This is a genomic window from Acinetobacter sp. YH12120 (genome assembly GCF_013418795.1).
Taxonomy (GTDB): Bacteria; Pseudomonadota; Gammaproteobacteria; order Pseudomonadales; family Moraxellaceae; genus Acinetobacter; species Acinetobacter towneri.
This window is the reverse complement of record NZ_VPBI01000001.1, coordinates 1-26,654: the sequence shown is the minus strand read 5'-3', so window position 1 is coordinate 26,654 and position 26,654 is coordinate 1. Positions and strand designations below refer to the sequence as shown.

Sequence of the window (26,654 nt, the reverse complement as noted above, 5' to 3'; positions counted from 1 at the left end):
GTCCTAGAAAAAGATACAAAAGAGAATACTCATTGAGTCAATCAGCACAGTCTGATGTATTCAACCTGTTCGGCGAACCTTTCACTACCAAGAGATAACAGACAAAACCGTATGGCCATTCCACAGCACACGATTGATCAAATTTTAGATCGCACTGATATTGTCGATCTGATTAGTCAGCGCGTGAAATTAAAAAAAACTGGTCGTACCTATTCGGGCTGCTGCCCGTTCCATCAGGAAAAAACCCCGTCTTTTCACGTTTACCGTGACAAGCAGTATTATCATTGCTTTGGCTGTCAGGCAAATGGTAACGCCATCCGTTTTTTAATGGATATTGATAACCGCAATTTTGTAGATGTCATGAAAGACTTGGCCAGTCAAACAGGCATCGAACTCCCAAAAGATCAGCACGACAATAAAAAACTCTCTTATAAACGTGAAGCCAAAAAGCCAACACCGATAGCTCAACCCAAACCAACAGCAAAAGACCAGAATGAAACTTCTGCAGCTCAAACCACATCAAGCGAACATACTTTTGAAGCTTCTGGCATCGACTTTGATCCTTTTGCCGAGTTTCAAAGTGCTGAATACGCAAACTCGGAATTTCAGAACTCGGAATTTCAAAACAATGCCGACCCGTTTGCAGGTTTTGAGCAATGGGACACCATGCAGGACACACCTGCACAAGAAGGCAACTTATACGACTTGCTAGAAAATATAGCGCAATATTATGAGCAGCAATTGCCGCACAGCCCTGCCGCGCAACAGTATTTTCAAAAACGTGGTTTAACCGCACAAACCTTGCAGTTTTGGCGCTTGGGTTACGCACCCGAAGATTGGCAGCATTTAGAAAAAGCCTTTCCGCAAGACATTGCAGGTTTAAAACTGCTAGGCTTAATTCGTACCAGTGACAAGGGACGTGACTTCGATTTATTACGTGATCGGGTGATTTTTCCAATCCGTGACAGCAAAGGACGTGTGGTCGGCTTTGGTGGTCGCGCACTTAATGATGAAATCAAACCCAAATACATCAACTCGCCCGATTCGGAAGTGTTTCATAAAAACCAATTGCTCTATGGTTTATATGAAGGACGCAAACAAAAAGCCCAAGATTATTTAATGGTCGAAGGCTATATGGATGTGATTGCCTTGCAGCAATACGGCATTCATGGTGCTGTAGCGACACTCGGTACAGCCAGTAATACCGATCATTTAAACATTCTATTCCGCCAAAACAACCGCATTACCATCGCGTTTGATGGCGATGCCGCAGGTCAAAAAGCCGCACGTCGTACACTGGAAATTGCACTGCCTTTGCTCAATGATGGACGTGAACTGAAGTTCTTTGTTTTACCCAATGAGCACGACCCTGACTCACTTATTCGTCGTGAAGGCATCGAAAATTTCCGACGTTTATTAGATCAAGCACCTTTGCTATCAGATTTTGTCTTTGCGCATCTCACCCAAAACCATAATATCAGTACCCCTGAAGGCAAAAGTCAGGTCATGGGTGAACTGCGGCAGTTGACCGAACTTTTGCCCAAAACGGGTTCTTATCGCTATTTGCTGCAACAGTTTTTCCGTGAAAAGTTAGGCTTTAACCGTAAATGGCAGGCACAGACCAATAACGATGCATCTTTGAGTTTTAGCACCAAAGTCGATGCCGAAGAATATGTGATTGCGATTCTAATCAATCACCCGTATTTGTATATTCACTTTGAACCGTTACGTGCGCTGATTCCAAATGATCATCTGCTACACCAAATCTTAAATATTTTAAATACTATTTTTGATGATCTACCCGATGATCCTGAACAAGCCAAATATTATATTTTGGGTGCATGCTCAGCGTATCACTATGAATTACAGCGCATTTTACAACAAGCCAATGTCAGTGATTACACGACTTCTCCTGAACACGTCGATAAATTGGCGCAGGATTTTTCGACCAAATTGCAATACGACTGTTTACAGCAAAAAATTCGCTCCAAAAAATTCAGCAGTATTGAAGAAATGAAGCGATTGAAACATCAAATTTATGAAATTGATAAAAAAAGATCGCTGACCTTGTTAGAGGAATAAGCGATCTGATTAGATTAAGTTTGTATCATCAAAAATCTTTTTTGTGAATCACGTTAATCTTGCTTATTTGCGACGATGTTTGGCAGTCGCTGCTAAATTTTCCTGCATAAACTCAAAACATTCAGGCTCATCACCTTTGGCTGCTTCACGCAATAAAATAGAAGTTGGATGCAGCAGTTTTTGGGTTAAACGATAGGAAAATTCCTGCAGAACCTGTGCAGCATCTTCACCTTTGGCAATACGCGCCATCGCCAAATTTAATTCTTCCTGACGCAAGCTTTCGCCATGTTCACGGTAAGCATGAATGGTCGCACCTGCTTGCTGAACTTTTTGATGGGTCACCAACTCAGTCACAAGCTGATTGACCATTAGCTCTGCTTCCACAGCCGCCTGACGACGCTGCGCCAAGTTTTCATCAATCACGCTTTGCAGGTCATCGACCCCGTACAAATACACGCCATCCAAGTTTTCAATTTTAGGATCAATATCACGTGGTACGGCCAAATCGACCAACAACATTTGCTGATAGCGACGTTTCTTTAACGCTGCTTTTACTTCAGGATAAGCAATCACCTGATGCAAACTACCCGTACAGCTTGAAATTACATCAGCGCGGTGTAAATTGGCCGCTAACTGATCAAATTCAATAATTTCAACTTCAACCCGATGCGCAATTTCTTGTGCCAAAGCTTCGGCACGAGCGCGGGTACGGTTACAAATTAAAATTTTAGCGACGCCCATCTCGGCCAAATGCTTCGCCACAAGGCTATTCATTTCGCCTGCAGCCACCACCATCACTGTTAGTTTTTCAGGATGGCTAAATACTTGTAACGCCAGTTGCGCTACCGCATAACCCATAGACACGGCATGGCTGCCTACGGCAGTTTCTGAACGTACCCGTTTGGCAGCATAAAACGCATATTCAAAAATTCGGTTGAGTTGTTGCGAAACCGTATGTGAGTCTTTGGCTAAAGACAGCGCAGTTTTGACCTGACCTAAAATTTGCGGCTCACCCAACATGAGTGAATCTAGCCCACTGGCTACGCGCATTAAATGCGACACCGCCTGTGCATTTTCATAACGATAAACATGACGACTCAATTGCTTCGCATCAATACCATTGACGTGTGCAAGCCAATCCAACACCTGTTCTGGATGTTCAGACATGGCGTAGACTTCGGTACGGTTGCAGGTAGACACCACCACCAAATCATTCAGTTCGGGATGTTGGCTTTGCTCAGCAAGTAAGGCACTTAACTTTTCTGGGTTAAATGCAATTTGCTCGCGCAACTCTACAGAGGCGGTTTGATGGTTGACACCCAATGCAAAGAAAGACATATCAGATCATCATTTCGCTAAATTTATGCTATTGTGCAATAACGGTGTCATAAAAAGCATTACTTGGATCAAGAAAAATTGCGTCAAACAAATAGCCGACCATACGGCGCGACAATTAAGCAATATTCTACCACATTCTTACTGGTCGGTAGCATGGCTTCAGTTGCTCATCTTAGAGCATCTGAAGAAATTTATCATGCAAATTCAAATTATAATGCGGTAAAACAAACCATGGTGGCAGAATTTGCCTTGGCTTATGGCGATATTCCAACTGCATTACACAACTACACGGTCTTGGCAATTAAGAACAATTCGACTTCCATTAAACAACGCGCCCTGAATATTGCCATTGAACAAAATGACCTACGTGCCGCATTAGATATTGCAACACATTGGGTGGTACAAGAACCATCCGATGTCCCTGCACTGTTTTATTTGGCGCACATTGCACTCAAAGCGCATGAATATGACTTGGCTGCAGAAACCTTAGATAAAATTCTAAATATTGATGCCACGGCTGACTTAGAACAAATTTTGGCGGGAATTTCCCCTGAATCTGTAGAAGACCGTGAATTTCTGATTCAAGCCCTGCGCACCAGCAAAGCCAAAGACAATCCATCTATTTTGGTATTGATTGCAGGTTTAAAAGCGCAAAATGGACAATATCAAGCCGCGCTCGACACCATTAACAGAGCGTTGCGCAAACGCCCGAAAGTCACTGGCTATATTTTAATGAAAGCCAATTTGTTGAGCGTACTTGGCAATGAAGAAGAAACGGCAGCTTGGTATGCAAAATCCAGCCGTAAACACAAAAATAATTTTGAAGTCCGTTTAGCCGAAGCCAAATATTTGGTCAAAAAAAATGAAGCAACTTTGGCGCTAACAAAGCTAGAAGCTATTTTAAAAAAATGGCCTACGGAAGATGAAGCCTTATTTATTGCAGGTTTGACCAGTATTGACTTGAAACAATACGAAAAAGCCGAAAAATATTTAGTAGAGTTGCGCTATTCAGCCCAATATCAAAACGAAGCCTATTTCTATTTGGCAGTCAATGCCGAGCGTAAACAGCACTTTGAAACAGCCAAAGCCTATTATCGTTTGGTCGATGGTAGCCTTTATACGGTTTCACGTCGCAACATGATCAGTATTTTTGCCCAGCAAGATAAACTGAACGATGCCCTGCGCTTTTTAACGCAGGAACGGGTCAACTATCCGCAGCACGCCAGTTTTTTATATCAGGCACAGGCCGATATTTTAAAACGCATGGACAATAAAAAAGCAGCACTGCGTTTGTTAGATGAAGCCATCAAAAACCTGCCCGATGATCCTGACCTGATCTATTCAGAAGTCTTACTATTGGATGCACATCAGGAAAAAGACAAACTGGATCAACTGCTCACCAAGTTACTGGAAATTGAGCCGAACAGCCCAACCTATTTAAATGCCTACGCCTATACTCTTGCACTGCAAAATCGTCGTTTGGATGAAGCGCGTCGCTATGTAGAGCAAGCACTTGAGTTTGCACCTGAACAAGCCTCTATTTTAGATACTTTAGGTTATGTCAGCTATTTGCAAAATGACTACACTGCTTCGGCACAGGCTTTGGAAAAAGCCTACGCGCTGAGTCATAGTGCCGCGATTGGCTCACGTTATGCAAAATCGTTGTATATGCAAGGAGATATTCAAAAATTCAGCCAAGTGTTACAACAATTACAACAAAATCATCCGAATGATCCGCAATTGCAACAATTAAATTCGCTATTGTTAGCGCAGCCCGTTAAAAAGAGTTAAGTGATTTTATGCGTTTATTCTCAAAATTAGGTCTTACCCTGTTTGTCAGTACCAGTCTGTTCATCACAGGTTGTCAGCCTTTTGTGCAATCTCCTGCCCATGTTTCACAGCAAGTTGAAGCCGAAAATCAGTTTAACCTACAAGGCAAAATTGGTGTGCGCACTCCGCAGCAATCTGGCAGTGCCTTTTTTACTTGGGTACAGCAGCAACAGCAGTTTGATATTGAACTGAGCGGCATTTTGGGCGTTGGTAAAACGCAAATTAGCGGACAACCAGGACAAGTCACCCTCAACAGTGCCAAAACAGGGATAATTTATGCCGAAAGTCCTGAAGAACTGTTAGAACAAGCCACAGGTTGGCAAGCGCCCATCACCCACTTGGTCGATTGGGTACAAGCCCGACCTGCAACGGTCAATGCCCAAATTCAAAAAGACCCCCAACAGCGCCCGACTCAATTTATTGAAGATGGTTGGACGGTCGATTTGAGCTATAACGACAGTGCCAGTTTGCCAAACCGTCTGATTTTGAAACAAGCACTTGAATCAGGGCAAGAAAACCGTATTACAATGCTCATCCAAAATCGTTAATCACTTGCCAAGTTTCGCCATGATTCGTGTACCCTCACCTGCCAAATTAAATCTGTTTTTGCACATTACTGGGCGTCGTGACAACGGCTACCATGAATTGCAGACTATTTTTCAACTGATTGATTTATACGACTGGCTAGAATTTGAAGTCAATGATACTCAAAGCATTCAAATTCAGGGTTTAAACAGTGTCAATTTAGAGCAAAACCTGATTTACAAAGCCACGCAAATTTTAAAACCCTACGCGAAACAAGCCACAGGTTTAAATATTAAAATTGAGAAGCACATCCCTATGGGTGCAGGGCTTGGCGGAGGTTCATCCAATGCCGCAACCACCTTAATTGTAGTCAATCAACTTTGGCAATGTGGCTTGGATACTCAAAAACTAGCTGAACTTGGTTTACAGCTCGGAGCAGATGTACCGATCTTTGTGCATGGTCGTAATGCATGGGCAGAAGGCATTGGTGAACAGTTAACATTCATAGACTTAGCCCCAAAACAATATATTGTGTTAAAACCTGACTGTTTTATCAGCACTCAACTACTTTTTTCACAAAAAACATTGACAAGAAACACGAAGCCCACTAAATTCTGCGGCTATCAGATAAAGCCATCTGACTTTGGAAATAATTTTGAGCCTGTGGCACGAAATTTATACCCCGAAGTTGATGAAGCAATGCGTTATTTAGACCAATTTGGTCAAGCAAAGCTTACAGGTACAGGTGCTTGTGTCTTTACTGAAGTGACTGCAGAAATGAATGTAGACGACATTTTGGCACACTCACCATGTACTGCGTACGTTGTGAACAGCTTAGATGAATCTCCATTACGACATTTCACAGTACAATAGGGGTATCGCCAAGTGGTAAGGCACCGGTTTTTGATATCGGCATCCGTTGGTTCGAATCCAGCTACCCCTGCCATCTCTTTCACCTGTAGATTACTGTATTAGGGGTATCGCCAAGTGGTAAGGCACCGGTTTTTGATATCGGCATCCGTTGGTTCGAATCCAGCTACCCCTGCCATCTTACAGTGATCAAATCTAGGGGTATCGCCAAGTGGTAAGGCACCGGTTTTTGATATCGGCATCCGTTGGTTCGAATCCAGCTACCCCTGCCATTTTCTCGCATTAGACAGAACCCCCAATATTACCGCTATCCTGTTAATTTACCTTGACAGAACGCAGTAAAAATATTAAAGTTCTGCCGCATTAGGGGTATCGCCAAGTGGTAAGGCACCGGTTTTTGATATCGGCATCCGTTGGTTCGAATCCAGCTACCCCTGCCATCTATTCTTACATACACCAACCGCCAAGGGTGCTTCATGCCCAATCTTGTCGTTTTTAGTGGAACCGCGCATCCACAATTCGCTCAAAAAGTCGTAAGCCACTTGCACATTCCTTTAGGTGCTGCATCAGTTTCTACCTTCTCTGATGGTGAGATTGCTGTAGAGATTACCGAGAATGTCCGTGGTAAAGACGTATTTATCGTACAACCTACTTGTGCGCCAACCAATGACAACCTCATGGAAATCTTGGTGATGGCTGACGCGTTGCGTCGTGCAAGTGCAGGTCGTATTACTGCCGTTATTCCTTACTTCGGTTATGCCCGCCAAGACCGTCGTCCTCGTTCTACACGTGTTCCAATTACCGCTAAAGTGGTTGCAGATATGCTCACCACTGTAGGGATTGACCGTGTAGTGATGATTGACTTGCACGCAGACCAAATTCAAGGTTTCTTCGACATCCCTGTAGACAACATTTATGGTACGCCTGCGCTATTGGCTGACCTGCGTCAACAGTCACACGACAATCTCATGGTAGTTTCACCAGACGTTGGTGGTGTGGTTCGTGCGCGCGCTGTTGCAAAACAAATGGGTGATATCGATCTTGCAATTATCGATAAACGTCGTCAAAAAGCGAATGAATCACAAGTGATGCATTTGATTGGTGATGTAAAAGATCGTGACTGTGTCATTGTAGATGACATGGTGGATACTGCAGGTACATTATGCAAAGCTGCCGATGCACTTAAAACTTTTGGTGCTCGCCGCGTTGTTGCTTATGCTACCCACCCTGTACTTTCAGGCAAAGCGATTGAAAACCTGAAAAATTCTGTGATTGATGAACTGGTTGTTACAGACACCATTCCTCTTTCAGAAGAAGCTCAAGCACTTGGTAAAATTCGCCAAGTATCTGTAGCAAGTATGGTTGCAGAAACAATTCGCCGTATTAACAACGAAGAATCTATTAGCGCAATGTTCGATTCTTATCTATAATAGAGCGCTAAATTTTCAAAGCCCTGCCACTTGGCAGGGTTTTCTATCACTAGATTGGTCGCAGATCTAGTTTATTTAAACTCAAAATAAGGATGTCTATCATGGCAAACTTCGTATTAAACGCTCAAGCGCGTGAAGCAGCTAACCAAGGGAAAGGTGCGAGCCGCCGCCTTCGTCACGCTGCATTAGTTCCAGCTATCATTTATGGTGGCGACGCTGAGCCTGTAACAATCACTTTAGAACTTCGTGAGCTTGTAAAAGCTTTAGAAAGCAATGCTTTCTTTGAAGAAGTTGTAGAAATCAAAGTAGGCGACAAAGTTGAAAACGTGAAAATCCAAGCGTTACAACGTCACCCTGCTAAAAACACACCTATGCACGCTGACTTCAAACGCGCATAAGTGTTCATGGTATAATTAGTGGCTAATATTTCACTGATTGTTGGTTTGGGCAACCCTGGTAAAGAGTATGCCCAAACCCGCCATAATGCAGGCTTCTGGTTTGTAGAACGCCTTGCAGATCAATATGGCATTACATTAAAAGCCGATCCTAAATTTCACGGGATCAGCGGACGTGGTAATATCGAAGGTCAAGACATTCGTCTGTTATTACCCACAACCTTTATGAATCGTTCTGGTCAAAGTGTTGTTCCCTTCGCCAAATTCTATCAAATTGCACCTGAAGCAATGCTGATTGCCCATGATGAACTGGATATGAACCCAGGGATCATTCGCCTAAAAACGGGTGGTGGTCATGGTGGACATAATGGTTTACGTGACATCGTGCCGCACACAGGTCCAAACTTCCATCGTTTACGCATTGGTATTGGGCATCCGGGTTCAAAAGAACGCGTGTCTGGTCATGTACTGAGCAAAGCACCAAGTAGCGAGCAAACTTTAATGGATGATGCACTTGCACATGCATTAGGTCGTATCAAGTTACTGGTCAATGGCGAAGTACAACAAGCCATGAATCAAATCAATGCCTATAAACCGAACTGATGAATCCACAATTGTTGAACAATCACACTTGCCATGTCGCAATTTTCAGAGCAAAATGCGCTTTCTGCTCGGAACTGACATCCAGCAAGCAGTGTTTGAATTCAACCATAAGATAAAATCTTAGGTCCACTAAGGAGACGCTCACCATGCTATCTCGTTTATTAAAATGCAAAATCCACCGTGCTTTTGTAACTCATGCAGAACTTCACTACGAAGGTTCATGTGCAATTGACGGAACACTCATGGATTTGGCTGGCATTCGTGAATATGAAGAAATCCACGTATGGAACGTGACCAATGGTAAGCGCTTCACAACTTATGCAATTCGTGGTGAAGACAACTCAGGCATCATTTCAGTCAATGGTGGTGCTGCACACCAAGCCGATGTAGGCGATATTATTATTATTGCAACCTTTGGTGACTTCACTGAAGCAGAAGCCAATGCACACGAACCACGTTTGGTCTATGCAAACCCAGACAATACCGTGAGTCACACTGCAAACTGTATTCCTGTACAAGTGGCTTAAGCCATTCCTGTACAAAATAAAAAAACTCGCAAATTTTGCGAGTTTTTTTATGGTTCAATAAAAGTCTTTCTAACCTTTAATCGCAAGAATTACAAATTAATCATCTTGCAAGCTATGCAATAAGCTATGGCTAATACCATCAGCCCTTAAAAATGCAAAATCATAACTTGCGGTTGCAAGCGCCAACACGCGACGTTCAAACTCCTGCCACAAAGGTCGCACTTCTTTGTAGTGAATGCCCAAGCCGCTTTCATCGGTAAAATGTCGATTTTTTTCACAAATTTTCAGTGCGTGATACAGCTTACGCCCTTTTGAAGCATCATCGCGTAAACGCACACGCTTAGAGCGGATAAACCCTTCGACATGACGCAAGTCAGCAAAAGGCAACATAGGCACTAAAATCTGATCAAGCTGTGCATCTAAACGACGCCAAACGGCAGTGTGTTGTTCAGGCGTATAACTGTTCCATTGAATCACTTCATGGTTAAAGCGACGGCAACCTCGACAGACAGCATCACCAAACACCGTAGAACAACGACCTGCACACGGGGTTAAAGTGGCAATTTGACGATCCTTACTCAACACAACACTCCAATATTTAACAACACCTGTTGGCGCATCAACATGAACACAACATTCTTCTTTGAAACGAGTGGCATCATACCCCGTTCTGCTACATTTTTAAAATGTTGTGTCGTGCTTTAAAACCATGTACCGCACTCGGTTTTCTCGCATATTCACACAAAGCAGGTTAGAATATGCGCCTTAAATTTTTGTCTTTCATCTATTGGAGTACTCCATGAACGCTACTGTAGAACAGCTTGCACCTGTAGAACAGCCAGCGACCACGACTTGGGTTGTTGCCGCACTTTATCAATTCAAAGAAGTTGCAGATCCTGCCGATCTTCAACAACGCTTATTAGATTTGGTAAATTCAATCAACCTTTGCGGTACTCTTATTGTGGCAGGTGAAGGCATTAATGGAACTGTAGCGGGTGATCGTGCCGCGATTGATCAAGTTCACCAATTTCTGTTGAATGAAGGCTTTACTACAATGGAATACAAAGAGTCGCACAGCTCTGAAAAGCCATTCCGTAAAATGAAAATCAAGCTGAAAAAAGAAATTGTGACTTTGGGTGTAGAAGTAAAACCACGTGATTTAGTCGGTCACTACCTAGACCCGAAAGAATGGAATGAACTGATTGCCCGTGACGATGTCATTCTGATTGATACCCGTAATGACTATGAATACAAAGCAGGAACGTTTAAGGGCGCAATTGACCCGAAAACTGAAACGTTCCGTGAATTTCCAGAATATGTGAAACAAAACCTAGAACAGCATAAAGATAAAAAAATTGCGATGTTCTGCACAGGCGGGATTCGTTGTGAGAAATCGACCTCGTTATTGTTGCAAGAAGGTTTTACCGAGGTTTATCACTTAAAAGGTGGCGTACTTAAATACTTAGAAGAAACACCAGCAGATGAAAGCTTATGGGAAGGTGAATGTTTCGTATTTGATGGCCGTACTGCGGTGACACATGGTATGCAAGAAGGTCAAAACACCAAATGTCATGCTTGCGGTTGGCCATTACTGCCTGAAGAAGTTGAATTACCAAGCTATGAACACGGTGTATCTTGTGTGTACTGTATTGATAAAACCAGTGAGAAACAAAAAGAAGGTTTCCGTATGCGCCAATCACAAATTGCCGCAGCTAAACGTAAACGTCTGTAATCCGTACAGGCTCATACACATCAACAAGGTCTAACAAAAGCCATGTTGATGTTGTATCGACCACTCTAATCATATTGAAAAAGTCCTCATCCAGTATGGGGATTTTTTATGTCTACATATATGCTTCACGCAAGATTACATAGAACATAAAAATACAACGCTTGTTTACCAAGCATTGCGCAATATCCCCAGATTGGGTGATAGCATTCAATCAAAATAAGCCACAAAATCTGTGGCTATATTGGTGCAGATGTTCAGCACAAACTCAACATCTCCCATAACCCAAAATTCAAGGATCGTTATGTATTCCTAAATTTATATGCCGCAATCAGGAGTGACGCTATGCCTAAAACAACAATTTCAAATTCAATGCACACACTACGTTTTACGCCTGTAAAATCTGTGACTGCTACGCATAGCGCAACAATGCAAGATGGTTTGGAACATGAATCTCATACTTTTATTGTGGCTTTAGGTGCAATTTTAGGCGGTATTATTGCGGCATTTGTTGGCTATCATCTACAAGCGCATTTCTTGAATTACGCCCTGCTCTGTGCCATTCCTATACTTGTGGCATATAGCTTAAGACGTGTATATATCTATACCCTGACCCATGCAGAGCTTGATTAAGTCTAAATTGCGCAAGACTTTACTGTTCGTCCAATACTGCTTAGGATAGAAGCACTTTTCTAAAGCACAACCTGCATGAACTTAACTGAATGGATTATTTCCATTATGGAACAACTGGGCTACCTTGGTATTGCCCTGTTAATGTTTCTAGATAATGTTTTTCCACCCGTTCCTTCTGAAATTATTATGCCCTCTGCAGGCTATTCTGCATCGCAAGGGCAATTACTGCTATTGGGTGTCATCATTGCAGGCTGTATCGGCTCGTTGTTCGCAGCGGCAGTGTTATATTGGGTAGGTTATCGCTGCAAACATGAAAGTATTTACCACTGGGTCAATCGCTACGGTAAATATCTATGGATTAAAGAACAAGACGTCCGAAACTCCCTGCATTGGTTTGAACAATATGGACATCGGATTGTATTTTTTGGGCGCATGATTCCCGCTATTCGTTCTCTCATCAGTATTCCTGCAGGCATGAGCCACATGCCATTTTGGAAATTTATGTTTTATAGTGGTTTAGGCACAATTATTTGGACCACTTTTTTAGCTTGCGTGGGTTATTATTTTGGTGAAAACCAACAATTGATGCAGCAAATTTTCAGTCAGGTCAGCCATGTCATTATAGGCTTGGTGCTCTTAGTCATCGCAATTATTTTATACCGTAGGCATCGCCGTAAAATGCGTGACTAATGCTTGTGTTGCTGCGCAATTGAATCAATTTTTTGGGGAAAATCAGACATGAAACCATATTTATTATTTTTTGCTGCGGTTTACAGTATTACGCTGGTCTTACTCATTACCGTATTGATTTTTGGTCTGAACTTAGGTGGCTTGACCTTGCTCCCTGCATTAATTGCCGCAGCATTCATTAGCGCAGGACATTTTGTCAAAAAAGAACAACGCTTACCGAGCAGTGATGAAAAAATTCAACTGGTTTGGGGCTCAAGTGCGGTGGCAATTATTATTGGTAGCTTCTTTGTGTTTTTCTTGGTGCTGATGAATCCGAATGCAGAAGCCATTTTAAAAGCTGCAGATAAAGCAGGACTAGCACTGGCTGCGGTGGTGATGCTGTGTTTGATTGCGATTCATGGTGCAGTTTTTCATGTTGCCTATGGTTGGTATGCGAACCGTTATTATCAAAAAAAGTACTTATAAGCTTACCTAAAGTACGTATTTCACACTGAACCGCAACATCAAACACTTAAAATCAACATCAGGCTGATATATCACACATAAATTTACGTCTGACATGCGCTGTAACTGAAATGCATTCTGAATAGGCTATAAGCCTACATTGTAGCAGCGTAGATTAAGCCTATTCATAGCGATTTATGAATATAGGAACGCTATAACGCATACAAAGATAAAAAGGTGATTCGAATGTCAGATTTTGAACGCAATGAAAAAATTGACCGTGATGTGGTTAAGAACTTACCAAAAGAAGAACGTGATCGCTTAAATGCCGATCCAATTACAGGAGAACCTGGTGCACACCCTGTCGGTACTGGTTTAGGTGCTGTTGGCGGTGCGGCTACTGGTGCAACAGTAGGTGCGCTGGGTGGTCCAGTAGGTGCTGTGGTCGGTGGTGCTGTAGGCGCTGTAGTGGGTGGTTTGGCAGGTAAAGGTGCAGCAGAAGTTGTGAACCCTACCGAAGAAGAAGCTTACTGGCGTACCAATAGCTTAAATACAACCTACTTTACAGAAACACGCAACCATTATCATGATTTAGATTATGATCGTGACTATCAAAATGCCTATCGCATTGGTTATGAAAACCGCCCACATTATGATACGCACACACGTTTCGAAGATGTTGAGCCCGATCTAAGAAGCAAATGGGGGCAAATTAAAGGCAGTTCACGCTTAACGTGGGAACAAGCTAAATTTGCTGTCAAAGATGCTTGGGATCGTGCGACACGCTAATTGGTAACATGATCATTGAAGCGCCATAATAAAAAACGCACTGCGATTTGCGCAGTGCGTTTTTTTTATGAGGATTACATATTACACAATATGTAAACCAAGCCATTAATCAGGCGTGTGGTACATCAAATATAATTCATTCAGGTTTTCAGGAATTTCTTCTGCAATTTCGTCCATTAACTGACCATTGCGACGGAAAGATTCCATTTGTGGATCTTCTTCATCAATGCCGCTAAACACCATCATTGGCAAAGTTAAATCAACCAATTGCTCTTCAAATTCAGGCGTAAACCATGCTTCTTCGTTTAAGAACATCGCATCGACAAAGCCAACGCTCCAATCACCCAAACTTGAATCAACTTCTGCTTCTTCAATTTCAAATGGAAACTCAATGCCTTCTTCATTGGCTAAACTTTGGCGAATGCTTTCTAACCAAGCCTGAATTTGCGCAATAATTTCAGCAGGCACTTTCTTTTGGTTGCCTTCAAACAATTCATTTAACCATGGGTCAAATTGAGGTCCAACTGCAATGGCACACAAGAAACCATGCGTTGCAGCGAAGTCTAGACCATACTCGTTTTGGTCACCATCTAGATATTCACTTAACAGGTCTAAATCTAAAGCAGTCATTTCAAATCCATCGGTGTCAATTTAGGGGTGTAGCATAGCATTTTCAATGCCAGATACAGTACCTGATTTTAGTCATCTTCATCGTCAAAATCGTCGTCATCGTCAAAATCATAATCAAAATCTTTGAGCTCACGTTCCAAACGACGTTGTGCGAGTAAATCATCAATCAAACGGCGCTTTTCTAAAGATTCTTTCGCGCTTATTTTGTTTGATGCCTCATCGAAATTAACATCATCATCACCGTAGTTATCATCTAGTTCAAAATCTGTAGAAGACACTAAAACTACCTCAGAATGAAAAAATGTGAAGGGTCTAGCCGCTATTTATCTGCCTTTATAAATATTGTCAAGTTTTATTTATTTTTTTCAAAAAACTGCAACATAGACAGCTTGCAACATTGCGGCAAATTTGTGTATTTATGAACAAGTTAGTATCATTATTTGAGATTCGCCCCAATCATAAAAATATTTTGCGGGCAAAAAGGAAATTGACTTGAAAAACAGTAATGAAGCCCCATATTCCTATCACATTCTTCATTCAAACATCATTTTAAAATCATGCTTGATTGATCAATTCACCCCCTATTTAAAGCGAATTGTGCTATCATGCACGGTTTTTCACTGCCACAGATTCAACGAAGAGTAAGCAAAGATGAGCGATATGAATTCCCCTACTTCGCAAGTAGCGGCTCTGATTAGCCGAGGCAAAGAGCAAGGTTACCTAACTTACGCTGAGGTTAACGATCATCTCCCGGACTCAATCACAGAAAGCGAGCAGATTGAAGACATTATTCAAATGCTTCAAGACGTCGGTATTCCTGTGCATGAACGTGCGCCTGAATCTGATGATGCAATGTTCGAGGATAATGCGGAAGCTGCCGACGAAGTTGCTGAAGAAGAAGCTGCAGCGGTACTTGCCTCTGTAGAAAATGAGCCTGGTCGCACCACAGACCCTGTGCGTATGTATATGCGTGAAATGGGTACGGTTGAGCTGTTAACGCGTGAAGGTGAAATTAGCATTGCGAAACGTATTGAAGAAGGGATTCGCGATGTACTTCACTCGATTGCCTACTGGCCAAACGCAGTGCAAGTGGTACTGCAAGAATATAAAGATTATGAAGCAGGCGAACGTCGCCTTGCCGATATTTTATCAGGTTATTTAGACCCTGAAACCGATGAAGAAATTCCAGAAGTTTTAGAAGACGAAGCCGATTTAGACAAAGAAGAAGACACCAGCAACAAACCAACCAAAGACGTCAAACTTGATGATGACGATGAGGAAGAAGAAGCTGAAGCCGAAGAAGAATCTGAAGCAGATTCAGGTCCAGACCCAGAAATTGCAAGAATGCGTTTTGGTGAATTGGAACAGGCTTATCTTGCAAAAATTGCTGCCATTGAAAAACATGGTCGTGAAAGTGCCGAAGCTCAAGAGGCTTTAGAAGCTTTAGCGACTGTATTCATGATGTTTAAATTTACGCCACGTTTATTCGATATTATTTCGGAAATGATTCGTGGTACACATGAACAAATTCGTACTGCTGAACGTGAAGTGATGCGTTATGCGGTGCGTCGTGGTCGTATGGATCGTACTCAATTCCGTACCTCATTCCCAGGTCAGGAATCTAACTTTGCTTGGTTAGACGAGCACATTGCCAAAGCACCTGCCGACCAAAAAGGCTATTTGGAAAAAGTACGTCCAGATATTTTGGCGTTCCAACAAAAAATTGCCGACATTGAAAAAGAGTTAGGCTTAGATGTTAAAGGCATCAAAGAAATTTCTAAGCGTATGGCAGTAGGCGAAGCCAAAGCCCGTCGTGCGAAGAAAGAAATGGTTGAAGCCAACTTGCGTCTGGTTATTTCGATTGCAAAAAAATACACCAACCGTGGTTTACAATTCCTAGACTTGATTCAGGAAGGTAACATCGGCTTGATGAAAGCGGTAGACAAGTTCGAATACCGTCGTGGTTATAAGTTCTCGACTTATGCAACATGGTGGATTCGTCAGGCGATTACCCGTTCTATTGCCGACCAAGCGCGTACCATTCGTATTCCAGTACACATGATCGAAACCATTAACAAGATCAACCGTGTATCGCGTCAATTGCTTCAGGAAATGGGTCGTGAACCGACTCCAGAAGAATTAGGCGAACGCTTGGAAATGGATGAAGTTAAAGTTCGTAAAGTTCTGAAAATTGCCAAAGAGCCGATTTCTATGGAAACGCCAATTGGTGATGATGAAGATTCACATTTGGGTGACTTCATTGAGGACAGCAACATCACCTCACCTGTTGATGCGGCAACCTCTGAAGGCTTAAAAGAAGCGACCCGTGAAGTGCTTGAAAACTTGACTGAACGTGAAGCCAAAGTTCTGAAAATGCGTTTTGGTATTGATATGCCAACCGATCATACTTTGGAAGAAGTTGGGAAGCAGTTTGATGTGACCCGTGAACGTATCCGTCAGATTGAAGCCAAAGCCTTACGTAAACTTCGTCACCCTTCTCGTTCTGAACACTTACGCTCGTTCTTGGAAAATGACTAAGATTACTGCATAAATGAGCTATTGAAATTTTAAAATTCAGCCTCATTTATTCAACAAGAAAAAAACGCCTGCCCTATGCAGGCGTTTGATATAGAGATAGAGACACACGCTTATGACGTTATTCAACCGTACCCCATCTCGTGAACTACAAGAGCATCTTTGGGTGTTTCCAATGGATTACCCAATTAAACTCATTGGTGACGCGGGTGATGAACTGCGTATTGCTGTGGTTGAAATTTTAGTGAAACACTTCCCTGAGTTTGATGCACAAAGCATCAGCATTACCCCATCACGCACAGGCAAGTATCATTCAATTACAGCACAATTGCGTTTTGAAGAATTGGAACAAGTGCATGCCATTTATGCAGATTTGGCAGCTTGCCCACTGATTAAAACTGCATTGTAATTTTGCAGATTGGTCTTAAAAACACGCTTTCGGGCGTGTTTTTTGTTTCTGTACCGACAAAATCTTATTCAATCCACAAATCCCCTACTACCGCCACATTTTCGTATAATAAAATCAATTTCTTGCTTTTATGGATAGGACTGCATCACTGTGGATACTGCACAACGGCCAAACCTGATTATTCGTCAATATCATGACCTGACTGACTATCAAGCACGCTTTCAGGAAATGAAAGAGTGGACTGAACAACGTGATGCAGACAGCCCTGACCAACTCTGGATTTTGCAACATCCGAATGTACTGACCCAAGGGCAAGCAGGCAAAGCCGAACATATTTTAATGGCGACAGATATTCCTGTGGTACAGACTGATCGTGGTGGTCAAGTCACATGGCATGGCCCAGGCCAATTGGTCGCCTACTTCATGTTTGACCTGAACCGTTTAGGCTGGAATGTCCGTACTTTGGTATCTTATGCTGAAAACTTGATGATTGAGCTGCTTAAAAAATACGGCATTGAAGCCTATGCCAAAGCAGATGCACCAGGGGTATATGTCAATGAACGAAAAATTGGCTCACTCGGTTTTAAAATTCGTAAAGGCCGTAGTTATCACGGTTTAGCCCTCAATATTGATTGTGACTTGACTGGTTTTCAAAGTATCAACCCTTGCGGCTATGCAGGTTTGGAAATGGTACGTGTGATGGATTTAGTCAATGACTATCCACATTTTGAAAACTTCTGCGCAGATATCATTGAAACTTTACAAAACAGCGGTTACTTTAATGACGTTCAAGTCATTCACGTATAAATGGCTTTCTTTTCAATAAGAAATAAAATAGAGTATTTACTCTAAATAATGATTTATAACACAGGGATTCAGCGCGTGATTTCAACTAAATCTGTGAAACCCGCTTTGCAACTGGCCTATGTCAAACTCATGATGGATGTGATTGGCAGAGGTTTAGTCATGGCAAGTCAGGTCGATGAAGAAATTAAACAGGAAGTTGCAAAATTCCCCAGCAACTTTGTGTTGTCTATGAAAGTTTTTCCGAATGGTCCAGCCTTTGTTGCCAAAGTCACTGCAGATCATCAATTAGAACTGTTACAGAATACGGCACAAAAACCCGATTTAACCATTACCTTCAAACACTTAAATCATGCATTTTTAGTGTTTTCATTTCAGGAAAGTACCGCACAGGCCTTTGCGCATGACCGCATGATTGCTGATGGTGATGTGTCTTATGCAATTCGCTTGGTACGTTGCCTGAATAAAATGGAAGCACTGATCTTGCCTAAATTACTGGCAGAACTGGCGGTAAAACAATATCCGACTGAACTCAGCTTAAAAGAAAAACTATCAGGTGCAGCCAATATCTATCTAAAAGTTGCCCAATCTTATTTCAAACGGAGTGCATAACATGGCGAAGCCTTATTACGAATTTTTTTGCCCAGTCAAAGTCATTGCAGGTCATGCAGCGCTTGAACATATTCCGTTTGAATTGGCGACACTCGGTTCGCAGCGCCCAATGATCATTACCGACAAAGGCGTGCGTTCCAACAATTTGCTTGCACCGATTGAAGCGGCTTTTGAATCTACCGATGCCGTGATTGGCTATGTTTTTGATGATGTCCCGCAAGATTCAAGTGTGGCGACAGTTCGCCGTGCTGCGCAGTTGTACCGCGAAAACAACTGTGATGCCATTATCGCGGTGGGTGGCGGTTCAGTCATTGACACCTCTAAAGCCACCAATATTTTAGTCAGTGAAGGTGGTGATGACTTATTGCAATATTCAGGTGCGCATAACTTACCACGTCCACTGAAACCTTTTTTTGTGATTCCAACCACATCAGGCACAGGTTCAGAAGTGACTATGGTTGCGGTGGTATCCGACACCGAAAAGAACGTCAAAATGCCATTTGCATCGTATTACTTAATGCCACATGCAGCCATTTTAGACTCACGTATGACGCAAACTTTGCCACCACATTTAACAGCAATGACGGCTATGGATGCCATGACGCACGCCATTGAAGCTTATAGTTGCATGGCAGCCAACCCAATTTCTGATGCTTATGCTACTGCAGCAATTAAAAAAATCAGCAATAACCTGTTCAATGTATTAGACAACCCAAGCGATGAACAAGGCCGTTTGGAACTGGCACAAGCATCTACTATGGCGGGCATTGCATTTTCAAATTCCATGGTTGGTTTAGTGCATTCCCTAGGTCATGCGTTGGGTGCTGTGGCACATTTGCCACATGGACTGTGCATGAATTTATTCTTGCCATACGTGTTGGAATACAACAAAGACGTCAATGCCGATAAAATTGCCGAGCTGCTATTACCGTTGGCAGGCGCAGACGTCTATGCGCAAACCCCTGCACATTTACGTGCCGATAAAACCATTGCGACACTCTTAGCTATTCGTGACCGCTTATATGCACTGACCAAATTGCCACGCACTTTACAAGAAACTGGTAGAGTCAGCGAAGCACAATTAGATGAAGTCGCTGAAAAAGCCCTGAACGATGGTTCGATTATTTACAACCCGAAAGAAGCCAATTTAGAAGAACTCAAAGCTATCTTAAAAAAGGCTTGGTAATTCCTACAAAATAGGCGAACATAGCCGAAAATCTAGCCTGATGTTTTTCTAAACATCGGGCTTTTCATTGGTAGACTGCTGCGTCTGATGTTTTTTCATCAATATGGCGTTTTTTCTGCTAAAAAAGAAAGCAAAGATACTGACAAAGCGCGTCATTATGGAGTAGATTGGCGCGTTTTTACTTTTTATGTAGGGGGGATTGTTCGTCTCAAACAATCCTGAACAAACATGACTGATCCTTGATCAACGATTAAGAGGATAACGCCGTTGACAAATATCTCTGGGACTCAATCGGCAGCTAAACTGCAAAAAACGCTAGGACTCTGGCACATTATTATTATTGGTTTAGCCTACATTCAACCGATGACGTTATTCGACACTTTCGGCTTAGTATCGGAAGAAAGTCATTTTCACGTACCCACATCTTATATTTTTGCACTGGTTGCCATTCTTTTAACTTCTTTAAGTTATGGTCACATGATTCGTCGTTATCCTTCTTCTGGGTCGGCGTATACCTATGCACAAAAATCGATTCATCCCAACGTTGGTTTTATGGTGGGTTGGTCATCTTGGCTAGATTATTTACTCTCACCAATGGTCAACATCATCTTGGCGGTGATTTATCTGGAAGCCTTATTCCCTGATGTGAATCACTGGATTTGGGTGGTGGTACTCACGGCATTTATGACGGGTGTCAACTTGCGTGGCGCGCGTTTTGTCGCCAACTTTAACAGTATGATCGTTTTGGTACAGTTGGTGGTCATTGGCGTATTTACATGGATGATGTACACCAAACTTCAGGCAGGCTTCAATGCCGATGGTCCAATTACTGCCGAGCAACGTTATCAGTTATGGAGCTTAGAACCTTTCTGGAATGAACTTACTTCGGTAGGCGCATTGATTACAGGTGCAACCCTACTCTGCTTCTCATTTACAGGTTTTGACTCACTCAGCTCACTTGCAGAAGAAACCAAAGACACTGAAAAAACCTTACCGAAGGCAATGTTCTTAACTGCGCTAATTGCGGGTGTAATTTTTATTGTCAGCACCTATTTCATGCAGATTTTCTTCCCAAATGAACCGGGCAGCTACTTTAAAAATATTGCAGAAACGCAGCCAGAAATTCTGCTCTTGGTCGGCGGCTCGCTGTTCCAGTCTTATGTGCTTGCCTTTGCTATTGTAACGGTAATGGCATCTGGTATTTCGGCTCATGCAGGCGTTTCGCGTTTAATGTACGTGATGGGTCGTGATGGCGTGATTAACAAAAAAATCTTTGGTCATATCAGCCCACGTAGCTATACACCTTCATACAATATTTTAATTGTAGGTGCTGTGGCGTTAACTGCTGGTTTTATGAACTTGGATTTTGTCATTTCATTAATCAGTTTTGGTGCCCTCACCGCATTTAGCTTTGTGAATTTATCGGTGATTTCACGTTATGCGCTACGTGATGGTCGCACCAAAGGCTTTAAAGACATTCTCAATTTTGTGATCGTACCGTTGTGCGGCTTTATTGCAGTCTTTGCTTTATGGCTCGAAGTCGATGAAACTTCATTGAAGTATGGCTTATGGTGGGCAATGTTTGGGGTTTTATACCTCGGTTATAAAACCAAAGGCTTTAAACACCCTGCTCCGCAGCACAATGAGTTTGATGATCGCTAAGACAAATAGCATCACAACTTTAAGATCAGGCGCTTTATGCGCCTTTTCTTATGCCTCAAATGGATTGCAGCGTTAAATCAGCAAAATAGCGAAAACAAAAAAGCTGAGTACAGTTTTGTCTCAGCTTTTTATCTATCAATTGTACGCATTGATGCTAAAGATCGCATTAAATTTGAAATGAATTGATGCTCAAATTAGAGCAATGCTTTAAAACCTTGCTGACGCCATGCCTCATACACAATCACAGCCGTTGCATTAGACAAGTTTAAACTGCGTGAGTTTTCTGCCATGGGTAAACGAATCCAGTGCTGCTGCGGAAACAACATGCGTACTGCTTCTGGCAAACCACGTGTTTCAGGCCCCATCAACAAGGCAACAGGTCGGTTTAAATCCGAAGTATGTGGTGTTTCTGTGCCTTTGGTGGTTAATGGATAAATCGCATCCAACCCCACGCCTTTGCTGTCTAAATTAGCCAAGCATTGCTCAAGATTGTCCCAAATTTGCATACGTGCCCATTCGTGATAATCCAAACCTGCACGTTTCAGCTTTTTATCATCCAGCTCAAAACCCAATGGCTTAATCAAATGCAATTGCGCACCTGTATTGGCACACAAACGAATGATATTGCCTGTATTGGCTGGAATTTCAGGCTCATATAAAACAACGTGGATCACAAATTTTCTCTACTTTTCACAATCCCTCCTCAGCTCCCTTTAGAAAATGTGGGAACTCCCCTCTTTTTAAAAGAGGGGTTGGGGGAGATTCATTACCATTTCAACTGTTCACGTAAATTGACCACCTCACCAATAATGGTCAAGGTAGGTGCCTGAATGTGATGCTGTGCGACTTTACTGGCAATATCCGCCAACGTCCCCACCACCACTTTCTGTTCAGGTGTCGTGCCTTTAGAAATTAAGGCGACAGGCATATCCGCCCGTTGTCCATGTGCAATCAGTTTTTCACAAATGCTTTCTAAGCCAACCAAGCCCATATACAGCACCAAAGTTTGCTGTTCATACACCAATTCTGACCACGGCAATTCAGGCGAACCTTCTTTTAAATGTCCAGTAAGAAAACGCACACTTTGCGCATAATCTCGATGAGTCAGTGGAATACCTGCATAAGCCGAACAGCCCGAGGCTGCGGTGATGCCCGGTACGACCTGAAATGACACACCTGCTTCATACAATTCTTGAATTTCTTCACCGCCACGCCCAAAAATAAACGGATCGCCACCTTTTAAACGGCAAACTCGCTTACCTGCTTGTGCATATTTCACCAATAATGCATTGATGCCTTCTTGCGGTACAGCATGGTTAGAACGTGCTTTTCCGACATAGACTTTTTCGGCATCACGGCGACACAATTCTAAAATAGGTGCAGACACCAAACGATCATAAATCACCACATCGGCTTGCTGCATTAAACGCAAGGCTTTTAAGGTCAGTAACTCAGGATCACCTGGCCCTGCACCAACCAAATACACCTCGCCTTTCGGTGTTTGCCATTCCGCTAAAGCCTGTTGGATACTTTGGTTTGCAGCGTCAAGATTGTCGTTGAACACCTGTTCTTTAAGAGGACTGGCATATAGCTCCTCCCAAAAAATACGGCGCTCATCTGGATTTACAATTTTCTGTTTTACTGCGGCACGCCACTGACCTGAAAACTCTGCCAGTTTGCCCATACCATGCGGAATGGTACTTTCCAGTTGTGTACGAATTTGACGTGACAATACAGGCGATGTGCCATTACTCGCGACTGAAATCACCAAAGGCGAACGGTCAATGATGGCAGGCACCATAAAACGGCAATGTGGTGGATCATCAACACTATTGACCAGCACATTTTCGGCTTCGCAAGCTGCAAAAACTTGCTGATTGACCAAATTGTTATCCGTTGCAGCAATCACCAAACGATAGTGACGTAACGCAGTAGATGGACTAAAAACATCCTGTACATACTGCCCCTGACTTTGTTGCACCAGTTGCAATAAATTGACATCAATTTCAGGGGCAAGCACATCAACTTTTGCGCCCGCTTTAGCCAGTAACACCGCTTTGCGATAAGCAATATGTCCACCGCCCACAATCAGACAAGGTTGCTGCTGCAACTTTAACGAGATTGGAAAAATATCCACACTAAACCTCAATATTTAAATCTGATTGTAAGCAATTTCATCCTAAGTCGACCTGCACTCAACTTAGTCAATAAACTCTAAACCGCCCATGTACGGACGTAATACTGCAGGAATTTCAATCGAACCATCGGCACGTTGATAGTTTTCCATAACAGCCAATAAAGTACGTCCTACCGCCAAACCTGAACCGTTTAATGTATGCACAAATTCAGTTTTCTTTTGGTCGGCACGGTAGCGTGCTTTCATACGACGCGCTTGGAAATCCCCCATGTTTGAGCATGATGAAATTTCACGGTAAGTGTTTTGACTTGGCACCCAAACTTCTAAGTCATAGGTTTTGGTTGCGCCAAAGCCCATATCGCCACCACATAGAATAATTTTACGGTACGGTAAACCAAGTGCCTGCAAAATACCTTCTGCATGTCCAGTCAATTCTTCTAAAGCCTGCATTGAGGTTTCTGGTTTTACAATCTGCACCATTTCGACTTTATCAAATTGGTGTTGGCGGATTAAACCACGAGTATCGCGACCATAAGAACCTGCTTCGCTGCGGAAACAAGGGGTATGAGCGGCATATTTTAATGGCAAGCGTTCAGGATCAATGATTTCATCACGCACAAAGTTGGTTACTGGAACTTCGGCAGTTGGAATTAGATAGTATTCTTTTTCACCTTGTAGCTTGAACAAATCTTCTTCAAATTTAGGCAGCTGACCAGTACCACGCAATGAATCTGCATTGACCAAATACGGTACATACGCTTCGGTATAACCATTTTGAACAGTATGCGTATCTAACATGAACTGTGTAATCGCACGTTGTAAACGCGCCAATGGCCCTTTCAGAACGCTAAAACGAGAACCTGTTAATTTGGTTGCAGTTTCAAATTCCAAACCACCCATCATTTCGCCAAGGTCGGTATGATCTTTAATTTCAAAATCAAACTGGCGTGGTGTGCCCCATTTCAATACTTCCACATTATCAGCTTCATCTTTACCTTCAGGCACAGACTCATCTGGCAAGTTTGGAATAGACAATGATTTAGCTTCTAACTCATCTTGTAACTCTGCCAAAGCGACTTCAGCGGCTTTGATTTCATCGCCAATAGCAGCCATGCGAGCCATAATTTCAGAAGCATCACCACCTGCTTTTTTAATCTGACCGACTTGTTTTGCGCCCGAATTACGCTCTGCCTGTAATGCTTCGGTTTTAGATTGCAATTCTTTACGACGTGCTTCAAGTGCTGCCCACTCTGCCACATCTAATTGCACACCACGTTTTGCCAAGGCTAAATTTACAGCCTCAATATTATTTCTGAGTAATTTCGGGTCAATCATAGCCAATCTTGGAATAAGAAAAAAACTGGCTATAGTGTAAGCGCTTCGGGTTAAAAAATACAGTAACCCGATTCACGGCTGCACCTTATTACAGCAATCTCTGCGTATTTTTGTGCAATTTTATTGGCGAGGATACTGCGGCAAACTTGGCAAATATTCAGGCTTAATTAATTTTTCCGTCGCATAGTAAGGCAGAATCAACTCAGGCATACCTTCTGCATAAGATGCTAATTCATACAACGGATAGACAAAGACCAAACCATTAGCGCCATAATAAAAATTATCGCTCAATTTAAACTTTTCACGGGAAATATCATGTTCATCTAGCCAGTTATAATTATGGTTAAATAATTCTTCTGTCATTTTGGCTTCCGTATTGGGCAGCATAATATCTTGCAACGCCAAACGCTTTTTCTGTTTTAAATCAAAAGTCACAAATTCTTGGTGATGGATACCATGCGCCGCACCCGCAGGGTAACTGTAGCTTTGCAAACTAAACGTCGCTAAATTGGCATGTTGCCCGATATATCGCACATAGCTTGAACTCTGACTCAGCCGCATAGGATCAGTTTCTTCTACCTTTGGCGTTTCAGTTGATGCCGCAGCTTTTGAAAATGCAATTGGGTCTGCCTTTTGCAAGCGCTGCATAAAATATTCATCAATCCACGCCACATTGGTTTTTACCGTCTGAATATCGTAAGCAGTACAACCACCTTCATCACAAATTTGCTGTTGTGGCAATTTAAGCGCCACCACTTTAGCTTGAATCACAGGAATATCAGCTGCGATAGATGCAGGCGCAGCTTGCTCTGCTTCGGTTTTAGAAGTTGCCTCACTCTTTGGCTGACATGCAGTCAATAGCAATACTGAACTTAAAGCGACAGCACCCAAAAACACCTGTGATTTTAAATATTGCATTAAATTCCCCTCAGCCACGATTCACAAAGTCTAATGATTTGAAATGCAAGCCTGCACAAATCTTGCGATAAAATTGGTTCAATTGAATTAGTCAAGACTATAGATAACTCTTGCTGTTCAATCCTAGAGCAGTTGTGTAACGGAATAATCGGTGGATAAAACTGTTTAAAATTACTACTCAAATTTTTGCGTGATTATTTTTATTTTTTCATTATAAATCAAAATTTTGATAACAAATCCTTAATATAACCCCAGTTACGGATAAGCCAAAGATTTAATCACATGAATTTTAGGCTTATTCTTTTGGCAAAGTTGATACGCACATAGTGAAGAAAATACGCCTGCTAAAAAACCAGCAATCGAACGATGTTTACTCGTAACTAAGTGATATTTTTCTTTCAATAATCCTATCAATGTTTCAATTCTTTTACGTTGTCGTAGATGAAATTCATCAGAAAATGGCAATAAGGTCACTCTCATATTTTTTCTTGGATAAGTAATTAAATCAATGCCTTGCTCTTTAAGTGTTTCTTTCAATGGT

At 42.3% G+C, this 26,654-nt stretch carries 28 protein-coding genes and 4 tRNA genes; 23 read left to right on the top strand and 9 right to left on the bottom strand.

The features are described from left to right. Window positions 1-111 precede the first annotated feature (111 nt). On the top strand, window positions 112-2,082 hold the full coding sequence (locus FTU58_RS00160) for a DNA primase (RefSeq protein WP_096901021.1): 1,971 nt from the start codon (window positions 112-114) through the stop codon (window positions 2,080-2,082). Window positions 2,083-2,145: 63 nt separating this feature from the next. On the opposite strand, the gene hemA is transcribed toward FTU58_RS00160, so the two are convergent. Beyond that, entirely contained in the window at window positions 2,146-3,420 is a 1,275-nt protein-coding gene (hemA, locus tag FTU58_RS00155) for a glutamyl-tRNA reductase (RefSeq protein ID WP_131260679.1), read from the bottom strand. A gap of 78 nt (window positions 3,421-3,498) precedes the next feature. Between hemA and FTU58_RS00150 the strand changes: the two genes are divergently transcribed. The 11 genes from FTU58_RS00150 (at window position 3,499) to panD (ending at window position 9,600) form a co-directional block, all read left to right on the top strand. Next, window positions 3,499-5,211 (top strand): tetratricopeptide repeat protein, encoded by a 1,713-nt coding sequence (locus FTU58_RS00150; RefSeq protein WP_179989237.1) that lies wholly within the window; start codon window positions 3,499-3,501, stop codon window positions 5,209-5,211. Window positions 5,212-5,219: 8 nt separating this feature from the next. Next, window positions 5,220-5,798: a lipoprotein insertase outer membrane protein LolB gene (gene lolB, locus FTU58_RS00145; protein WP_154320977.1), complete on the top strand. Its 579-nt coding sequence runs from the start codon at window positions 5,220-5,222 to the stop codon at window positions 5,796-5,798. A gap of 19 nt (window positions 5,799-5,817) precedes the next feature. After that, the gene (gene ispE / locus FTU58_RS00140; RefSeq protein ID WP_131260682.1) at window positions 5,818-6,648 is read left to right on the top strand and encodes a 4-(cytidine 5'-diphospho)-2-C-methyl-D-erythritol kinase; all 831 of its coding nucleotides are present in this window, start codon (window positions 5,818-5,820) and stop codon (window positions 6,646-6,648) included. Continuing rightward, a tRNA-Gln gene (locus FTU58_RS00135) sits at window positions 6,647-6,721 on the top strand. The genes ispE and FTU58_RS00135 overlap by 2 nt, the downstream gene beginning before the upstream one ends. Window positions 6,722-6,748: 27 nt before the next feature. Further along, window positions 6,749-6,823 (top strand) — tRNA-Gln (locus FTU58_RS00130). 19 nt (window positions 6,824-6,842) lie between these two features. Then, a tRNA-Gln gene (locus FTU58_RS00125) sits at window positions 6,843-6,917 on the top strand. A gap of 93 nt (window positions 6,918-7,010) precedes the next feature. Further along, window positions 7,011-7,085, top strand: a tRNA-Gln gene (locus FTU58_RS00120). A 36-nt stretch (window positions 7,086-7,121) separates the two neighbouring features. Beyond that, the gene (locus FTU58_RS00115; protein ID WP_004972226.1) at window positions 7,122-8,075 is read left to right on the top strand and encodes a ribose-phosphate pyrophosphokinase; all 954 of its coding nucleotides are present in this window, start codon (window positions 7,122-7,124) and stop codon (window positions 8,073-8,075) included. A 101-nt stretch (window positions 8,076-8,176) separates the two neighbouring features. After that, window positions 8,177-8,473 (top strand): 50S ribosomal protein L25, encoded by a 297-nt coding sequence (gene rplY / locus FTU58_RS00110; RefSeq protein WP_004972228.1) that lies wholly within the window; start codon window positions 8,177-8,179, stop codon window positions 8,471-8,473. Window positions 8,474-8,491: 18 nt separating this feature from the next. After that, a complete protein-coding gene (gene pth, locus FTU58_RS00105; protein WP_179990210.1) occupies window positions 8,492-9,073 on the top strand; it encodes an aminoacyl-tRNA hydrolase in 582 nt (193 codons plus the stop codon). A gap of 146 nt (window positions 9,074-9,219) precedes the next feature. Further along, window positions 9,220-9,600: an aspartate 1-decarboxylase gene (panD, locus tag FTU58_RS00100; protein WP_004972232.1), complete on the top strand. Its 381-nt coding sequence runs from the start codon at window positions 9,220-9,222 to the stop codon at window positions 9,598-9,600. A gap of 96 nt (window positions 9,601-9,696) precedes the next feature. Here panD and FTU58_RS00095 read toward each other — a convergent pair whose 3' ends face one another. After that, complete coding sequence (locus FTU58_RS00095) at window positions 9,697-10,182, bottom strand: DUF1289 domain-containing protein (RefSeq protein ID WP_096901048.1); 486 nt, start codon at window positions 10,180-10,182, stop codon at window positions 9,697-9,699. A 217-nt stretch (window positions 10,183-10,399) separates the two neighbouring features. Here FTU58_RS00095 and FTU58_RS00090 point away from each other — a divergent pair, with 217 nt between their 5' ends. The 5 genes from FTU58_RS00090 to FTU58_RS00070 all read left to right on the top strand — a co-directional run bounded on the left by FTU58_RS00090 (window position 10,400) and on the right by FTU58_RS00070 (window position 13,885). Beyond that, complete coding sequence (locus tag FTU58_RS00090; RefSeq protein ID WP_104853141.1) at window positions 10,400-11,332, top strand: rhodanese-related sulfurtransferase; 933 nt, start codon at window positions 10,400-10,402, stop codon at window positions 11,330-11,332. A gap of 342 nt (window positions 11,333-11,674) precedes the next feature. Then, window positions 11,675-11,962 carry a hypothetical protein gene (locus FTU58_RS00085; RefSeq protein ID WP_096901025.1) on the top strand — a complete coding sequence of 96 codons (288 nt, stop codon included), beginning with the start codon at window positions 11,675-11,677 and terminating at the stop codon, window positions 11,960-11,962. Between the two features lie 75 nt (window positions 11,963-12,037). Continuing rightward, entirely contained in the window at window positions 12,038-12,652 is a 615-nt protein-coding gene (locus FTU58_RS00080; protein WP_004972240.1) for a DedA family protein, read from the top strand. 48 nt (window positions 12,653-12,700) lie between these two features. Beyond that, a complete protein-coding gene (locus FTU58_RS00075; protein ID WP_004972241.1) occupies window positions 12,701-13,117 on the top strand; it encodes an ABZJ_00895 family protein in 417 nt (138 codons plus the stop codon). A gap of 225 nt (window positions 13,118-13,342) precedes the next feature. Further along, window positions 13,343-13,885 carry a hypothetical protein gene (locus tag FTU58_RS00070; RefSeq protein ID WP_131260684.1) on the top strand — a complete coding sequence of 181 codons (543 nt, stop codon included), beginning with the start codon at window positions 13,343-13,345 and terminating at the stop codon, window positions 13,883-13,885. A gap of 105 nt (window positions 13,886-13,990) precedes the next feature. Here FTU58_RS00070 and FTU58_RS00065 read toward each other — a convergent pair whose 3' ends face one another. Both FTU58_RS00065 and FTU58_RS00060 read right to left on the bottom strand, forming a co-directional pair. Continuing rightward, window positions 13,991-14,515, bottom strand: coding sequence for a YecA family protein (locus tag FTU58_RS00065; RefSeq protein WP_004972244.1), 525 nt, complete (start codon window positions 14,513-14,515; stop codon window positions 13,991-13,993). 68 nt (window positions 14,516-14,583) lie between these two features. Further along, window positions 14,584-14,793 carry a PA3496 family putative envelope integrity protein gene (locus tag FTU58_RS00060; RefSeq protein ID WP_004972246.1) on the bottom strand — a complete coding sequence of 70 codons (210 nt, stop codon included), beginning with the start codon at window positions 14,791-14,793 and terminating at the stop codon, window positions 14,584-14,586. A 373-nt stretch (window positions 14,794-15,166) separates the two neighbouring features. On the opposite strand from FTU58_RS00060, the gene rpoD reads away from it, so the two are divergent. The 6 genes from rpoD to FTU58_RS00030 all read left to right on the top strand — a co-directional run bounded on the left by rpoD (window position 15,167) and on the right by FTU58_RS00030 (window position 21,723). After that, window positions 15,167-17,053, top strand: coding sequence for an RNA polymerase sigma factor RpoD (gene rpoD / locus FTU58_RS00055; RefSeq protein ID WP_004972247.1), 1,887 nt, complete (start codon window positions 15,167-15,169; stop codon window positions 17,051-17,053). 112 nt (window positions 17,054-17,165) lie between these two features. Next, a complete protein-coding gene (locus FTU58_RS00050) occupies window positions 17,166-17,459 on the top strand; it encodes a YbeD family protein (protein WP_019837061.1) in 294 nt (97 codons plus the stop codon). A gap of 150 nt (window positions 17,460-17,609) precedes the next feature. Beyond that, window positions 17,610-18,266, top strand: a complete 657-nt coding sequence (gene lipB / locus FTU58_RS00045; protein ID WP_131260686.1) for a lipoyl(octanoyl) transferase LipB — start codon at window positions 17,610-17,612, stop codon at window positions 18,264-18,266. Between the two features lie 75 nt (window positions 18,267-18,341). After that, a complete protein-coding gene (locus FTU58_RS00040) occupies window positions 18,342-18,875 on the top strand; it encodes a hypothetical protein (protein ID WP_026438100.1) in 534 nt (177 codons plus the stop codon). A gap of 1 nt (window position 18,876) precedes the next feature. After that, window positions 18,877-20,061, top strand: a complete 1,185-nt coding sequence (locus FTU58_RS00035) for an iron-containing alcohol dehydrogenase (protein ID WP_180061904.1) — start codon at window positions 18,877-18,879, stop codon at window positions 20,059-20,061. Window positions 20,062-20,328: 267 nt separating this feature from the next. Further along, entirely contained in the window at window positions 20,329-21,723 is a 1,395-nt protein-coding gene (locus FTU58_RS00030; protein WP_131260687.1) for an APC family permease, read from the top strand. Between the two features lie 194 nt (window positions 21,724-21,917). Here the strand turns inward: FTU58_RS00030 and FTU58_RS00025 are convergent, their stop codons facing one another. From FTU58_RS00025 to FTU58_RS00005, 5 genes are all read right to left on the bottom strand, one after another. After that, window positions 21,918-22,397: a tRNA (cytidine(34)-2'-O)-methyltransferase gene (locus FTU58_RS00025; RefSeq protein ID WP_136144597.1), complete on the bottom strand. Its 480-nt coding sequence runs from the start codon at window positions 22,395-22,397 to the stop codon at window positions 21,918-21,920. Window positions 22,398-22,489: 92 nt separating this feature from the next. Continuing rightward, window positions 22,490-23,860 carry a siroheme synthase CysG gene (gene cysG / locus FTU58_RS00020; protein WP_004972262.1) on the bottom strand — a complete coding sequence of 457 codons (1,371 nt, stop codon included), beginning with the start codon at window positions 23,858-23,860 and terminating at the stop codon, window positions 22,490-22,492. 63 nt (window positions 23,861-23,923) lie between these two features. Then, window positions 23,924-25,195, bottom strand: a complete 1,272-nt coding sequence (serS, locus tag FTU58_RS00015; protein WP_104853137.1) for a serine--tRNA ligase — start codon at window positions 25,193-25,195, stop codon at window positions 23,924-23,926. A 120-nt stretch (window positions 25,196-25,315) separates the two neighbouring features. After that, a complete protein-coding gene (locus tag FTU58_RS00010; RefSeq protein WP_180061903.1) occupies window positions 25,316-26,113 on the bottom strand; it encodes an RsiV family protein in 798 nt (265 codons plus the stop codon). A 255-nt stretch (window positions 26,114-26,368) separates the two neighbouring features. Beyond that, the coding region (locus tag FTU58_RS00005) for a transposase (protein WP_306670028.1) at window positions 26,369-26,654 on the bottom strand (286 nt) is incomplete at its 5' end.

What these genes read in the sequence shown, in the direction of transcription:
- FTU58_RS00160 (WP_096901021.1), top strand. Translation starts at nt 112, where the DNA reads ATGGCCATTCCACAGCACACGATTGATCAAATTTTAGATCGCACTGAT.
- hemA (WP_131260679.1), bottom strand. Translation starts at nt 3,420, where the DNA reads ATGTCTTTCTTTGCATTGGGTGTCAACCATCAAACCGCCTCTGTAGAG.
- lolB (WP_154320977.1), top strand. Translation starts at nt 5,220, where the DNA reads ATGCGTTTATTCTCAAAATTAGGTCTTACCCTGTTTGTCAGTACCAGT.
- ispE (WP_131260682.1), top strand. Translation starts at nt 5,818, where the DNA reads ATGATTCGTGTACCCTCACCTGCCAAATTAAATCTGTTTTTGCACATT.
- FTU58_RS00115 (WP_004972226.1), top strand. Translation starts at nt 7,122, where the DNA reads ATGCCCAATCTTGTCGTTTTTAGTGGAACCGCGCATCCACAATTCGCT.
- rplY (WP_004972228.1), top strand. Translation starts at nt 8,177, where the DNA reads ATGGCAAACTTCGTATTAAACGCTCAAGCGCGTGAAGCAGCTAACCAA.
- panD (WP_004972232.1), top strand. Translation starts at nt 9,220, where the DNA reads ATGCTATCTCGTTTATTAAAATGCAAAATCCACCGTGCTTTTGTAACT.
- FTU58_RS00090 (WP_104853141.1), top strand. Translation starts at nt 10,400, where the DNA reads ATGAACGCTACTGTAGAACAGCTTGCACCTGTAGAACAGCCAGCGACC.
- FTU58_RS00085 (WP_096901025.1), top strand. Translation starts at nt 11,675, where the DNA reads ATGCCTAAAACAACAATTTCAAATTCAATGCACACACTACGTTTTACG.
- FTU58_RS00080 (WP_004972240.1), top strand. Translation starts at nt 12,038, where the DNA reads ATGAACTTAACTGAATGGATTATTTCCATTATGGAACAACTGGGCTAC.
- FTU58_RS00075 (WP_004972241.1), top strand. Translation starts at nt 12,701, where the DNA reads ATGAAACCATATTTATTATTTTTTGCTGCGGTTTACAGTATTACGCTG.
- FTU58_RS00070 (WP_131260684.1), top strand. Translation starts at nt 13,343, where the DNA reads ATGTCAGATTTTGAACGCAATGAAAAAATTGACCGTGATGTGGTTAAG.
- FTU58_RS00065 (WP_004972244.1), bottom strand. Translation starts at nt 14,515, where the DNA reads ATGACTGCTTTAGATTTAGACCTGTTAAGTGAATATCTAGATGGTGAC.
- rpoD (WP_004972247.1), top strand. Translation starts at nt 15,167, where the DNA reads ATGAGCGATATGAATTCCCCTACTTCGCAAGTAGCGGCTCTGATTAGC.
- FTU58_RS00050 (WP_019837061.1), top strand. Translation starts at nt 17,166, where the DNA reads ATGACGTTATTCAACCGTACCCCATCTCGTGAACTACAAGAGCATCTT.
- FTU58_RS00035 (WP_180061904.1), top strand. Translation starts at nt 18,877, where the DNA reads ATGGCGAAGCCTTATTACGAATTTTTTTGCCCAGTCAAAGTCATTGCA.
- serS (WP_104853137.1), bottom strand. Translation starts at nt 25,195, where the DNA reads ATGATTGACCCGAAATTACTCAGAAATAATATTGAGGCTGTAAATTTA.
- FTU58_RS00010 (WP_180061903.1), bottom strand. Translation starts at nt 26,113, where the DNA reads ATGCAATATTTAAAATCACAGGTGTTTTTGGGTGCTGTCGCTTTAAGT.